The sequence below is a fragment of the Exiguobacterium sp. KKBO11 genome, assembly GCF_001644945.1.
Taxonomy (GTDB): domain Bacteria; phylum Bacillota; class Bacilli; order Exiguobacteriales; family Exiguobacteriaceae; genus Exiguobacterium_A; species Exiguobacterium_A abrahamii.
The window spans coordinates 182,878-196,965 of sequence record NZ_LUCU01000055.1 but is presented as its reverse complement, the minus strand read 5'-3'; the positions used below and the strand labels follow the sequence as shown (position 1 = coordinate 196,965).

Below are 14,088 nucleotides of genomic sequence, written 5' to 3'. Positions count from 1 at the left end.
TCGTCTTGACTCCGAAAAGGAATCAGGACGAGCGATTGCTGTCTTTTTATCCTAAAATTTCTTGAACACGACCGACTTGACCGTCTTCCAAGCGCACTTTAATCCCGTGCGGATGTTGCGGAGATTTCGTGAGAAGGTCTTTGACGATTCCTTCTGTTCGTTTACCTGTTCGTTGATCTTGCTTCAACACGATGCTGACTTTAAGACCGGGCGTGATATTTTTACGTGTTTTACCATCCATCTGTAGATCCTCCCATCGTTCATTTCCTGTTTGGCTATCAGTATAACATGGTTCAGTCGGTGAAACTTGTTTGTCGCAAGGACGTAAAGTGAAAAGAGAACAGAATGTCAGAAAAAAGTTTGACTATATTTGACCAATTAAGATACGACTTTTATAATTAAGGTAATGAAGTATAGGAAAAGGAAGTGAATTCGAATGGCAAAAGACTACTACCAAACACTCGGTGTCGCAAAGGATGCATCGAATCAAGATATTAAGCGCGCGTACCGCAAATTGGCGAAGCAGTATCACCCAGACGTCAATAAAGAGGCGAGTGCGGACCAGCGTTTCAAGGATATCCAAGAAGCCTTCGATGTGCTTGGAGATGAGGAAAAACGAGCGAAGTATGATCGATACGGCAGTAACTTCGATCAGATGGCAGGTGCTGGAGCTGGTGGCGCTGGAGATTACGAAGATCTGTTCCGACAGTTCGGAGGTGGTGGACGGACACGACCTGGACAATCGTTCGGATTTGAAGACATGTTCGGTTCGTTCTTTAGTCAGGAAGAAGTGTCGACCGATGAAGAGCTTGAATTGACGGTCCCACTCAGTCATCTTAGTACGAACGAAAAAGTCACGGTGCGTCTTGCGACGGGTTCGATCCAGCTGACGCTTCCGAAAGACGTCTATGACGGTAAAAAAGTTCGCTTACGTGGAAAAAGTTCAATGCGTAACCGACAAGGTGTCGCGGGAGATGTTTACGTGACGATTCACTTGAAGGATGACGATCAGTTCCGACGGGTCGACCAAGACGTCATTTCAACCGTCCGTGTTCATCCGACGACGCTTGTGCTCGGAGGCGAAGTCGTCGCAGATACGCTTGAAGGGAAACGAATCAAACTGAAAGTCAAACCGGGCACGAAACCAGGAGCACGACTCCGGATTCCAAATCGTGGTCTGAGTCAAGCGAATGGTCATCGTGGGGCGTTACTTGTCCAACTCGAAGTCAAGTTACCTGAGATGGACCGTGCCTTTTATGAAGAGTGGGAACGTCAACTTGCAGTGAAGGAGTGATCAAGGATGGATTTTGAACGTTTAACGGATCGGGCACACGAGGGAATCGTCTCTGCCCAAGCGATCGCGAAACAACGTCGTCATAGTGAAATCACAGAATGGCATTTGTTACTTGCCTTACTTGCTCAAGAAGAAGGGATTGCACGAGTCGTCTTTGAAAAGCTGAATCAACGGATTGAGACATTGAATGGAGCGATTGACGAGGCGATTGGTAAACTTCCTGCTTTGTCACAGGCGACGACGCCTCGGATCGGTAGCTCGTTGCTGAACGTGTTGACGGAAGCAGAGACGGAAGCGCGTCTCATGCAGGATGACTATGTCTCCGTCGAACACTTATTGCTAGCATTGATCAAACAATCAAGTCCAGCAGCTCAATATTTACGTCGTCAAGGCATTACGGAAGAGACACTCCGGGAAGCGATCGTCAGTATGCGAGGCAATCGGAAGGTCACGACGAAAAATCCCGAAGAGACGTTTGATGTGCTGAAAAAATATGGACGTGATCTCGTAGCGGATTTCCGGTCTGGGAAAACAGACCCGGTCATCGGCCGTGATGATGAGATTCGACGTGTCATCCGGATTTTGAGTCGGAAGACAAAAAACAATCCCGTCTTGATTGGAGAACCCGGCGTCGGGAAAACGGCAATCGTTGAAGGACTCGCGCAACGGATCGTCCGAGGAGATGTACCGGAGAGTCTGAAGAACAAGCAGTTGTTCAGTTTAGACATGAGTGCGCTCGTCGCTGGTGCGAAATACCGTGGTGAGTTCGAAGAGCGACTGCAAGCAGTCTTGAATGAAGTCAAGGAAGCCGAAGGACAGATTCTCTTGTTCATCGATGAGCTGCATACGATCGTCGGTGCCGGGAAGACGGACGGCGCAATGGATGCCGGAAACATGCTCAAGCCGATGCTTGCACGAGGAGAATTGCACTGTATCGGTGCGACGACGCTGGATGAGTACCGGAAGTATATCGAGAAAGATCCAGCGCTCGAACGTCGCTTCCAACAAGTACTCGTCGCAGAACCGGATGTCGAGGATACGATCTCCATTCTGCGTGGACTAAAAGAACGGTTCGAGATTCACCACGGTGTGCGGATTCATGATAATGCGCTCGTCGCGGCGGCGATGTTATCCGATCGGTATATTACGGATCGGTTTATGCCGGATAAGGCGATTGATCTCGTCGATGAAGCATGTGCAATGATTCGGACCGATATGGAGTCAATGCCAGCTGAACTCGATTCACTCGTTCGTCGAGTCATGCAGCTCGAAATCGAGGAAGCGGCATTAAAGAAAGAGACGGATGAAGCATCCCGGAAACGACTTACCGTCTTACAACAAGAACTCAGCTCTGTTCGAGAAGACGAGAGTGCGCTTCGGACACGATGGGAACGGGAAAAAGAGAGTTCGCAAAGTGTCCAACAGTTACGCGCGGATCTTGAGAAGGCAAAACTGGCATTACAAGAAGCGGAAGGGCGCTATGACTTGAACCGAGCATCGGAAATCAAGTACGGTCAAATTCCGGATCTTGAGGCACGTCTGAAAGTCGCGGAAGAGTCATCTGAACACGTCTCACACGAACTCGTTCGAGAAGCGGTGACGGAAGAAGAGATATCCGACATCGTTTCGAAATGGACCGGTATTCCGGTGACGCGGCTTGCTCAGGGCGAACGGGAAAAGCTACTTTATCTCGAAGATACGCTTCATGAGCGCGTCTTCGGTCAAGACGAAGCAGTCCGTCTCGTCGCGGACGCTGTCATTCGAGCGCGCGCGGGCATCAAGGATCCGAACCGCCCGATTGGTTCGTTCTTGTTCCTCGGTCCGACAGGGGTCGGGAAGACAGAACTCGCCAAAGCCTTGGCAGCGGCGATGTTCGATAGTGAAGATCACATCGTCCGTATCGATATGTCGGAGTATATGGAAAAACACAATGTCTCCCGTCTTGTCGGTGCGCCTCCGGGATACGTCGGTTATGAAGAAGGCGGTCAATTGACGGAAGCCGTCCGACGGAGCCCGTATTCGGTGCTGTTGTTCGATGAGATCGAAAAAGCGCACGGGGACGTCTTCAATATCTTGCTTCAGTTGCTCGACGATGGTCGATTGACGGATGCGCAAGGACGGGTCGTCGATTTCAAGAACACGATCGTCATCATGACGTCAAACATCGGAGCACCCATCCTGCTTGAAGCCGCCAAAGATGGTGTCATCGATGCAGCGGAAGAGGAAGCCGTTCGCCAAGAACTGAAGCGCCACTTCCGACCGGAGTTCTTGAACCGGATCGATGATACGATTTTATTCCATCCACTCCACCGGACGGAAATCGAACGAATCATCGACAAAGCGGTCGAGAAAATGAGTTCACGTTTATCTGGACGTGGCATTACGATTGATGTCACGGATGCTGCGAAGACGTTGATTTTCGAGGAAGCATTTGAACCACAATACGGCGCACGTCCAATCAATCGTTATATGCAACGGACGATTGAGACGAAACTTGCCCGTGCCTTGATCAGTGGGGCGATTCAAGATGGTGCCCGGATTGCGATTGACGTAGAAGACGGCGAACTAGTCGTACACGGATGAAGCGGATGCTAGAAAAAGGAGTCGACTCGGCTGAAACGAGTCGACTCCTTTTAGCGTTTACGGAAGAACCATATCCGTATTCGTCAGATGCGTGATAAGCTAGAAAAAAAGAGAAAGAGGGAACGCCATGAATGTTACACAAGCACAACTCGAGGAGTTGATTGAAGAATGCCGTCCGTATACAGTGCTTGGACAAGTCGCCAGTTATATTCCAGAGCTTGCGAAGGTTGATCCAACACAACTCGGAATCGCCGTCTGTAATGCCGACGGGACGTTCGTCTCGGCAGGTGATGCGGATACGATGTTTACACTACAGAGTGTATCGAAGATCATCACGCTCGCATTCGTCCTCGAGACATTCGGAGAAGATTATGTTTTTTCAAAAGTCGGGATGGAACCGACGGGTGATGCATTCAATTCGATCGCGAAACTTGAAGAGACGATTCCAACAAAACCGCTCAATCCAATGATCAATGCAGGAGCACTAGCCGTGACGAGCATGTTACCGGGAACGGATGCTGCCGATAAATTACTCCAATTGCGTCAATTCATCGCAAAACTGTTGGATATTGAAGTAGAAATGGTAAAATATGACGCAGATGTTGCTGAATCGGAATTCGAAACGACAGATTTGAATCGGGCACTGCTCTACTTCATGCGCTATCACGGTGTGATTGAGGGAAATGTCGAAGAAATCATCGACGTCTATACGAAACAATGTGCGATTTTGACGAACTGTAAAGGACTTGCCATGATGGGGAAAATTTTGAGTACATCCGGTAAGACGCCATCAGGACGCCAAGTCATTTCACGTCGGAACGCACGAATCATTCGAGCAATCATGACGACGTGTGGCATGTACGATGCATCTGGAGAATTTTCCGTCCAAGTCGGGCTTCCAGGAAAAAGTGGTGTTTCCGGTGCAGTCGTTGCTTGCGGTCGAAGTGATTTCGATATGGCTGATCTCGGAATCGGTGTCTTTGGACCATCGCTTGATGCCAAAGGGAACTCCATTGCCGGAACAAAGATGCTGGAATTACTCGTTCAACGTCATCCATGAGCGATTTCAATCTGATCAAGCGCAGAACGTAGCTCGTCCTCTAAACGCTTAATCTGACGCAAACGCTCTTCTTGATAAGCAGATGGAACCTCGAAAGAGCGCCATCTTTCTAATCGCTGATACGTATCATTGATGTGTCCGAGTCGTGTCTGGGTTGTCTTTAGGCGATCGACAGCAGACTTCGGTTGATGCGTGTAGGGACGAAGGTACTCGACCGTATAACGGTATGCTTTTGTAGCAAGCCGTAATTCATGCATTCGTTCGACACGCTTCGTTCCATCCTTTCGTTGCACTTTTTCAAATTGTTCACGTTTTTTTTCATAGCGTTTCTCGGCGGCCTGAATCAGCTCTTTTTCTGACATCCGTTTGAGGCGCTTTGTCATCGGACCGGCTAAAAAGCGACGAACGGATCGATCCAGTTCATTGGAGATCAAGAGATGCATGGTCTCGATTAAAGTTGAACGTTTCCCTTGAAGTTGCAGAGCGACATGGTTCGCGAACAACTGATCGATTTCTGTTTTGTTTGAGGTTGCTTCGAATTGTACGTCGAGGTCACGGACTTCGCCGAAAGCATGCATCAGCCGCTTCCAAATCAAATACACGGGTTCCTCCGTTAAATCGACCAATCGGGCGAATGTGATCAGTTTCCGTAACCGAATCCGCGCTTGATGGACATCTTCCGGATTTTCAAACGTTTGAGCCTCTTTGGCATAATGATTGAAGGTAGACCATGTCTCAAGCAGTTCGAAAGTCAGCTTTTCAGTATCTCGATGGTTCATGAGATGAATCCCTCCTCGGATTATTTTCGTAAGAGTTCAAGAGTGCTAGGTTTTAAAATTAAGGAGGACTCCTCCTGAAATGTGGTGGAAACATGTTAGAAACAGTTACGTTCTCAGGAAAGATGAAGCAGTTCATGAAAATTTTCTTTCCCATCCTCGTAACGCAAGTCGCGTTTTACTTAATTAGTTTTTTCGATACGGTCATGGCCGGTCGATATGGTTCTGCTGATTTAGCAGGAGTCGGTGTCGGAGCAAGTCTCTGGGCACCCGTCTACACAGGACTGACCGGTATTCTACTTGCCGTCGCACCGCTCGTTTCCCAAGCGATGGGAGCGAAACGCGAGCGGGAAGTCAAACGAATCGTCATGCAGGCGTTGTACGTTGCTGTCGTGATCATTGGTTTGACTGTCGTCATCGGACTTATTGCTGTCAATCCGATTCTCGAACGGATGGAGTTATCAGCAGAGGCGCGTGAAGTCGCGCGAAATTACCTCGTGATGTTAGCACTCGGAATCGTACCGATGTTCGTTTTCTTCGTGTTACGAACACTCGTCGATTCATTAGGCAAATCAAATATCACGATGGTCTTACTACTAATCTCTTTACCCATTAACGTCCTTTTCAATTATCTATTCATCTTCGGAAGCTTCGGTTTTCCGGAACTTGGTGGAGTGGGCGCGGGAGTTGCGACTGCCATCACGTACTGGATTCTTTGTCTAGCGATCATCGCTGTCGTCTTTAAAGGAGAGTTATTTCAACGCCTTGGGATTCTGCGGCGCTTTTACCGTCCAGACATGAAGCGAATCAAGGAATTGATTCTACTCGGTGCCCCGATTGGTCTTGCGATTTTTTCTGAAGTCAGTATTTTCTCGGCGGTCACGTTGCTGCTCGGAGCGTACGGCGATGTCATCATCGGTGCCTATCAAGCGGCCATTAACTTCGCTTCGTTTGTCTATATGATTCCATTATCTGCTGCGTCCGCTTTGACGATCACAGTCGGTTTTGAGGTCGGTGCCAAACGAATCAAGGACGCTGTCCAGTACGTCGTCATTGGATTGACGATGTGTGTTGCCGTCTCCTTGTTCTCTGGGATCTTATTGTACTTAAAGAATGAAGAACTTGCCGCTTTGTATAGTCGTGATCCTCAAGTCATCGAAGCAGCCGCACACTTCATGATTTTAGCGATTTTCTTTCAACTGTCGGATGCCGTTGCTGCACCGACGCAAGGTGCATTACGTGGATTCAAGGATGTCAATGTCACCTTCTTGTTGACGATTGCTGCCTACTGGGTCATTGGACTACCATTAGGTTTTTATCTCGAACGCTATACGACGCTCGGACCAGATGGTTACTGGTGGGGATTGATCATCGGTCTTGCGGTCGGAGCAACGCTACTACTTGTTCGTCTTATGCATTTAATCCGTAAATCAAGGAGGCTGGCAGCTTGAAATTCTCAAAACAACGCATCATGACGATTGCGAAGATCATCTTGCCGATCGTCTTGATTGGATTCATTTTTTATCAAGGACAAAACGAATTGCGGAGTTTGTCGCTACAGGAATCGATTCAAGCGATTCGTCAAGTCCCATCTTGGCAATTCATCCTGTTGATTCTCGCAGGTCTTGCGGCCGTCTCGACGATGTTCTTTTATGATTTCTTCTTATTACGTTCATTGGAGGCGAAAGCACCGATTGGACTGATTTTCCGAGCATCCTGGATTGCGAACTCCTTTAACGGGATCATCGGATTCGGCGGTCTCGCTGGGATGGCGATCCGCTCCGCTCTTTATCGACCATTCGTTGAAGGCGGTCGTTTGTTGAAGGCGATCGGCTGGATGGCACCGACGTTAATCAGTGGATTGTCCATCTTATCCGCCTTATCGCTTCTGCACGTTTTTCCAGCGTTCGAAGTGCTCGATTTAAAAAAATGGTTGTGGCCCGTCATCATTGGTGTCGCATTCTTCTTTCCACTTTATTTGCTGTTCTCGTTTCGACGAGGCAATAGCAGCATCCATCCGAAATCGATTGCGTTATATTCACTCGTCTCACTCGCAGAATGGTTCAGTGCTGGCGTTGTCGTCTATCTGATCTTGGCGGCGCTCGGAACGGATGTCAGTTTCTCAAAAGTCATCGGTGTTTTCATTATCGCTGCGACAGCCGGTTTGATCTCGATGGTACCGGGTGGGTTTGGTTCGTTTGACTTAGTGTTTTTGATCGGCATGCAGCGCGCGGGTGTCGAGGAAGGCATCGTCTTGACAGGATTATTGATCTATCGTCTTGTCTACTACTTGATTCCGTTCCTGATCGGTGTCATTTTCTCAGCTCGGGAGTTCAGCGGTCCGGTCGTCAAGATGATCGAAGACAAACCGATCGTTGGTCCATCGATGGAAGTCGGGGGCGTCATTTGGCGCTTACAACTGCGATTCCTCAGTAAAATTCGTCATTTCACACTCGCGTTGATCACACTCGTTGCCGGAATCACGATCTGGGGACTGGCGATTTTACCACCTGTCTCGACGCAGTATGAATATTTGGAATCGAAATTACCGCATGAAGCGCTGTTACTCGCGAATAGTTTCTTCTTGATGGGCGGCTTATTGTTCGTCCTCTTATCGACAGCACTGTATCGTCGAACAAAACGGTCGTTATATATGATGTACGGGGCATCTTTTTTCGCCTTGATTGGAATGGCACTTCGTGGTTTTAACTTGATTTCCTTCCTTGCCGTCATCATCGTCCTCGTCTTGCTACTGATGTCGCGAAAAGCATTTCACCGAGAACGAACGCTCATTACGACGACACGGTTCATCCGGGTTGCCTTCGCTGGTCTATTGTACATTGGAGGATTCGTCTTTTTTGGATACGCCTTCTATACACTCGGATCAGCAGACGGAACAAAAGTGTATCCGGCACATGAAATCTTTATGTTCGCAGCGAGTGCGTCCATCTTTGCACTCGTTTACGGTCTGGTCTTCATCCGTTTATTTAACACGTTTAATCAACCGGTTCTCGGTGAGCGATTCGATGCTGAAAAGATCGAGTCGGTGTTGCGTGAGCAGGGTGGGAATTATTTAAGCCATCTCGCGTTTCTAGGTGATAAACGTTTCTTCTTCTCCGAAACAGGACGTTCATTCATCCAGTTCAGTCAGACCGGCAATCGGATCATGGTCCTTGGCGACCCCAGTGGAGATCCGAAGGAACATTCACAAGTCATCGCGTCTTTCTTGCGTCGCGTCGAAGATCTTGGATATATTCCGAACATCTATCAAATTCAAGCGCAAAATATGTCTCTCTATCATGATTTTGGCTTCAACTTCTTCAAACTTGGTGAAGAAGCGATCGTTGATATTCCATCTTTCACTGTTTCAGGAAAAAAACGAGCTGGACTTCGATCGATTAAAAATCGCTTTGAACGAGAGGGCATGACGTTCGAAGTAGTCGAGCCACCTATTTCAGGAACTCTATTAGCAGAACTACAAGAGGTCTCCGACGAATGGTTAGGCGGTAAGTCCGAGAAAGGCTTTTCGCTCGGTTACTTCCACGAACCTTATTTAAACCGGGCACCGATCGGCATCATGCGTGAAGCGGAAGGACGATTGATCGGGTTCATGACATTCATGCCTGCTTACCAAGAAGGGGTCCTATCGATTGACTTGATGCGTTTTCGACCAGATGGACCGAATGGAATCATGGATGCGATGTTCATCCGACTATTCGAGTATGCGAAAGATGAAGGCTACCACACGTTCAACATGGGAATGGCTCCGCTTTCGTCCGTCGGAGAGGACGAGACGTCCTTCTGGCAAGAACGTGTGGCAGCGGATGTCTTCAATAATATTCGCTACATGTATAGTTTCACCGGTCTACGACGATACAAAGAAAAGTACGATCCAAAATGGGAAGGACGATATCTTGCTTACCGAAAGCGTCAATCGTTACCGATGGCAATCTTAAAAGCAACGCGTCTGATTTCTCGAAAGAAAGACCGGATTTTATTACCATGATCGACTGACGCATGAAGTCGGCAATCGACGGGTATACAAAGGGCGACCCTATATCTACGGATATGCGGGATCGTCCTTTTATAATTTCGTTTAAATGTACAAAGGTCTATACAACTAGAATTAATCGCGTTATACTAGATACGGAAGCAAGTCATGGAACGGATAGAGAAAGGAAGATGCCAGATGACAGTGATCATCAATGCTCGGATTTACACGGGGGAGCAGACGATTGAAGACGGCTTCATTCGTTTTGACCGAACAATCGAGGCGATGGGACCCATGTCGAAATTCGAGGAAATCGCAGGAGAAGAGACGATCGATGCGCAGCATCAATCACTCATTCCGGGAATGATCGATGTGCATATTCATGGGGGATATGATGTCGATGTCATGGATGGAGATGTCGAGAGGTTGCGTCATTTCAGCCGACAGATGTTACAAGAAGGTGTGACATCATTTTTAGCGACGACGATTACTCAGGACTGGGGAAATATCACACGCGCGCTTGAGACGGTCCGAGAAGTCGTAGCGCAAGACGATACGACGATCGTCGGCGTTCATCTTGAAGGACCATTCATCAATCCGGATTATGCGGGTGCACAGCCTCACGAACATATCGTCGAACCGGATGTCGAGCAGTTCTTGAAATGGCAAAAAGCAGCAGGGAACACGATCAAGCTCGTCACATACGCTCCGGAACGCCCGGGAGCACGGGCGTTCGAAGAAGCGGTGCGCTTGACGGGTGCGATTCCGTCAGCCGGACATACAGATGCGACGTATGCCCAAAACCAAGCCGGTCACGTCACGCATGGTACCCACCTCTACAATCAAATGCGGGCACTTCATCACCGGGAACCAGGCACGGTCGGATATTGCCTCCTGACACCAGACGTCTATGCGGAGATCATTCCGGATGGGATTCACAGTGCGCCAGAAATGGTCGACTTCGCCTACCGAATGAAAGGCGCAGATCGACTGATCGTCATCACGGATGCGATGCGTGCAAAAGGATTAGCTGATGGTGAATATGAGTTAGGTGGTCAGGCTGTATTCGTTCGAGACGGTGCGGCACGTCTTGAAAACGGTAGTTTAGCTGGAAGTGTCTTAACGATGGACGCTGCATTACGAAACATCATCGCCTATACAGGATGTTCGCTTGAAGAAGCAGTCCGCATGACATCGGTCAATGCGGCAAAAGAACTTCAATTGACTCAAAAGGGAAGCCTCTCGGTCGGCAAGGATGCGGACATTGTCCTGCTCGACGAAGCGCTACACATTCAAGAAACGATTCATCGTGGTACGCGACACCGGATCACGAACGGAAAGGAGTCTACCTCATGAAATGGATGATCGTAGAAAAAGGAGAAGAATTAGCACAGGTGGCCTATCAATTTTTGAAACAGGAAATTGAGCGTCACCCGGAAGGTTTGACGGTAGGACTGGCAACGGGAAGTTCACCGGTCGGCGTTTATGAAGAATGGCGGAAGGATTCGCTCGATTGTCGACATGTGACGACGGTTAATCTAGACGAATATGTCGGTCTCAGCCCAGAGCATCCACAAAGTTATCATACGTTCATGCAAGAGCATCTATTCAAAGATGTCGCGTTTAAGGAATCATTCGTTCCAATCGGGGACACAGAAGATCCCGTGCGCGAAAGTGAACGATATGAAGCGCTCGTCCGCAATCGAGGAATCGACATTCAATTACTTGGAATCGGAGCGAATGGACACATCGCCTTCAATGAACCAGGTACACCGTTCGATGCTAAGACACACGTAACGGAATTGACAGAGTCGACACGAGAAGCGAACCAACGATTCTTTGATCGATTAGAAGAAGTACCGACGAAGGCGATCACGATGGGAATCGGTACGATCATGGAAGCGAAGAAAATCCTTCTCGTTGCTTCTAGTGAACGAAAGGCAGAAGCGGTTCGCGACATGATGGAAGGTGTCGCAACAACGGATTGTCCAGCGACTGTACTCAAGCGTCATGCTGATGTCATGGTGATCTTGGACGAAGAAGCTGCATCTTTATTGTCAGATGACGCTAAACGTACAGGACGAGCGGCTTATCTGAATTTCATGAAAGTATGACGATGGAAGAGCGATGAATCAAAAGGGATAGAGACAATCATTGGATTGACTCTATTCCTTTTTTGATTCTGTTGAGCCTAGTCTCAAGCGATTTTTTATTTTGATAGAAAGGCATCAACAGGACATATACCAAGATCATTCAATCTCATGATACAGCGCACTAAGGGTCCATGATTTTTTCAGTGCAACGATTCCATACGATTTCTTTAATCGAAACGTAAATTGACATTTCATTAAATGTACGGATAATGGAGATTAGCGAACTTTACGGAAAATTTACATGAAAATGAGGGTTTACATGATGGAAACGCGATCCGCACGAAAGAGACAGCCAAGTGCTGGCAAGATGTTCATGAAAGTCATCGCTGCACTCGTCCTGCTTGTCACAATCATCGGTTCTGGATATGCTGGAGCTGTTTTTATTAAAACGCAAGAAACATTGGCAAAGACGCAGATTAACATTCCCGGCTCGAAGGTGAGCTCTAAATATGATGATGTTCCGTCTGAATCGTTCTTGATTCTTGGAACGGATGAAACGAAAAAAAGTAAAGAACGAAATGAACCGGCGCGATCAGATGTCATGATCGTCGGGATCTTAAATAAAAAAACGGAACAATTAGTGTTGACGAGTATTCCGCGTGATTCACTCGTGAACATCGATTATTCGAAATACGATGTGCCTTATGGTAAGACAGGTGTTGAGCAAGATAAAATCACCCATGCCCATTACTTCGGTTCGATGGATAAATCGAATTCCTATAATGGGATTAAATTAGCGCGTGAAACGACAGAAAACCTGCTCGGTATTCAAATCGATCACGTCGTTAAAGTTAACTTCCAAGGATTCGTTCAATTGATCGATGCATTGGACGGCGTAGACATCGATGTACGATATGCGTTCAAAGAGCAAGATTCAAAACGTAAAGCCGGTACTGTCACTGTTGATAAAGGGATGCAACATTTAACAGGAGAGCAAGCACTTGCTTACGTCCGGAACCGTCATGATGATCCGCTCGGTGATATCGGACGCGGTCAAAAACAGATGCAAGTCATTCAAGCGGTCGCCAAAGAAGCGGCAAGTTTCCGTTCCCTCAGTGCATACCGTGATATTTTGGATGCTGTCGGTGATAACGTCGAAACGAACTTAGGTCCGAACGATTATACACGCTTAGCAGATTTCACAGCAGCGTTACGTAATACGACGGAGTACCAACTCGCTGGAGAAGGCTACATCGGTATTAGCGGGAAATGGGAATATCATCTCGATCCGAATCAATTGGAGCAAGTGAAAAGTAATTTAGCAAAAGCGATGCAAGGTCAAGAAGTCGAACCGATCAAGGAAGAGACAGACCCGGCACAAAGTACGACAGAAGAACCAGTGACAGAGACGGAAGCCGTCCCTGCACAGTAAGACACACTAAAAATCCCCTTGTATCATCGTCACTGTACGACGATACAAGGGGATTTTTAGCGTTGGCGTTCCATTTCAACGGTGAAGGTATAGCGGTCGCCGCGGTAAGCGGAGATGACGTATTCAAACGGTTGCTCTGTTGTCAGGTACGTCAGTTGCTCGACAGATAAGACAGGCGAAGCGGTCGATAGACCAAGATGGCCCGCCTCTTCCTTCGTTGCCAGACGTGATTCGAACGTTTGACTCGCACGTCCAAGATTTAATCCGCTCGCCTCTGCAAATGCATAGAGCGATGCGGTCGCGACGTCTTGATCGAGTCCAGGTAAGAGCTGTTCCGGGATATATACGGTCTCAAGGGCAAGCGCTTGCTCATCAGCAATTCGTAAACGTTTCAGTTCATACACGGATGCCCCTTCGCGAATCCGGAGCTTATTGGCGATCGTCATCGACGCGTCGATGATTTGATAGGAGAGAAGCGCACTCGTCGGTTCTAGTCCAAGATGTTCCATCTCTTCCGAGAAACTCGTCAATCCAGACAGTTGCATGACGATTTTTTTATTCGCGACGAATGTTCCACGTCCTTTTTGACGAATCAAGTAACCGGCGTTGACCAAGTTTGAAATGGCTTGTCGGACCGTCATTCGGCTGATTTGGTGCGCTTCGGCAAATTCGCGCTCGGACGGGATCAGATCGCCAGGTTGAAGAACACCGCTTTCGATTTGTTGTTTTAAGGCAGCTTCGATTTGATAGTAGATGGGGAGTGGTGAATTTTTATTGATATGCTGAATCACGGCATTTCGTCCCTTCGCGATCGGTAGTCTTTCGTCTAGTGTACTAGGAAAAAGGCAAGCCGACAAAC

At 48.0% G+C, this 14,088-nt stretch carries 11 protein-coding genes; 8 read left to right on the top strand and 3 right to left on the bottom strand.

The genetic code is table 11. The features are described from left to right. Positions 1-46 precede the first annotated feature (46 nt). Positions 47-241 (bottom strand): YwbE family protein, encoded by a 195-nt coding sequence (locus AYO36_RS15035; RefSeq protein ID WP_023467094.1) that lies wholly within the window; start codon positions 239-241, stop codon positions 47-49. A gap of 195 nt (positions 242-436) precedes the next feature. Here AYO36_RS15035 and AYO36_RS15030 point away from each other — a divergent pair, with 195 nt between their 5' ends. The 3 genes from AYO36_RS15030 to glsA all read left to right on the top strand — a co-directional run bounded on the left by AYO36_RS15030 (position 437) and on the right by glsA (position 4,937). Next, on the top strand, positions 437-1,294 hold the full coding sequence (locus tag AYO36_RS15030; protein ID WP_050678995.1) for a DnaJ C-terminal domain-containing protein: 858 nt from the start codon (positions 437-439) through the stop codon (positions 1,292-1,294). A gap of 6 nt (positions 1,295-1,300) precedes the next feature. After that, positions 1,301-3,877 carry an ATP-dependent chaperone ClpB gene (clpB, locus tag AYO36_RS15025; RefSeq protein ID WP_064300870.1) on the top strand — a complete coding sequence of 859 codons (2,577 nt, stop codon included), beginning with the start codon at positions 1,301-1,303 and terminating at the stop codon, positions 3,875-3,877. A gap of 127 nt (positions 3,878-4,004) precedes the next feature. Next, on the top strand, positions 4,005-4,937 hold the full coding sequence (glsA, locus tag AYO36_RS15020; RefSeq protein ID WP_023467099.1) for a glutaminase A: 933 nt from the start codon (positions 4,005-4,007) through the stop codon (positions 4,935-4,937). On the opposite strand, the gene AYO36_RS15015 is transcribed toward glsA, so the two are convergent. Next, positions 4,928-5,716, bottom strand: a complete 789-nt coding sequence (locus tag AYO36_RS15015; RefSeq protein WP_064300869.1) for a CHAD domain-containing protein — start codon at positions 5,714-5,716, stop codon at positions 4,928-4,930. The genes glsA and AYO36_RS15015 overlap by 10 nt on opposite strands. 92 nt (positions 5,717-5,808) lie before the next feature. On the opposite strand from AYO36_RS15015, the gene AYO36_RS15010 reads away from it, so the two are divergent. From AYO36_RS15010 to AYO36_RS14990, 5 genes are all read left to right on the top strand, one after another. Further along, positions 5,809-7,164 (top strand): MATE family efflux transporter, encoded by a 1,356-nt coding sequence (locus AYO36_RS15010; RefSeq protein ID WP_058265717.1) that lies wholly within the window; start codon positions 5,809-5,811, stop codon positions 7,162-7,164. Beyond that, the gene (gene mprF / locus AYO36_RS15005) at positions 7,161-9,719 is read left to right on the top strand and encodes a bifunctional lysylphosphatidylglycerol flippase/synthetase MprF (protein ID WP_064300868.1); all 2,559 of its coding nucleotides are present in this window, start codon (positions 7,161-7,163) and stop codon (positions 9,717-9,719) included. Before AYO36_RS15010 ends, mprF begins: the two co-directional genes overlap by 4 nt. A 183-nt stretch (positions 9,720-9,902) precedes the next feature. After that, the gene (gene nagA / locus AYO36_RS15000) at positions 9,903-11,060 is read left to right on the top strand and encodes an N-acetylglucosamine-6-phosphate deacetylase (protein ID WP_064300867.1); all 1,158 of its coding nucleotides are present in this window, start codon (positions 9,903-9,905) and stop codon (positions 11,058-11,060) included. Continuing rightward, entirely contained in the window at positions 11,057-11,818 is a 762-nt protein-coding gene (nagB, locus tag AYO36_RS14995) for a glucosamine-6-phosphate deaminase (RefSeq protein ID WP_050679000.1), read from the top strand. Before nagA ends, nagB begins: the two co-directional genes overlap by 4 nt. Before the next feature lie 298 nt (positions 11,819-12,116). Beyond that, on the top strand, positions 12,117-13,229 hold the full coding sequence (locus tag AYO36_RS14990) for an LCP family protein (protein ID WP_231681811.1): 1,113 nt from the start codon (positions 12,117-12,119) through the stop codon (positions 13,227-13,229). Between the two features lie 56 nt (positions 13,230-13,285). Here AYO36_RS14990 and phnF read toward each other — a convergent pair whose 3' ends face one another. Beyond that, entirely contained in the window at positions 13,286-14,020 is a 735-nt protein-coding gene (gene phnF / locus AYO36_RS14985; protein ID WP_029340766.1) for a phosphonate metabolism transcriptional regulator PhnF, read from the bottom strand. Positions 14,021-14,088: the final 68 nt, after the last annotated feature.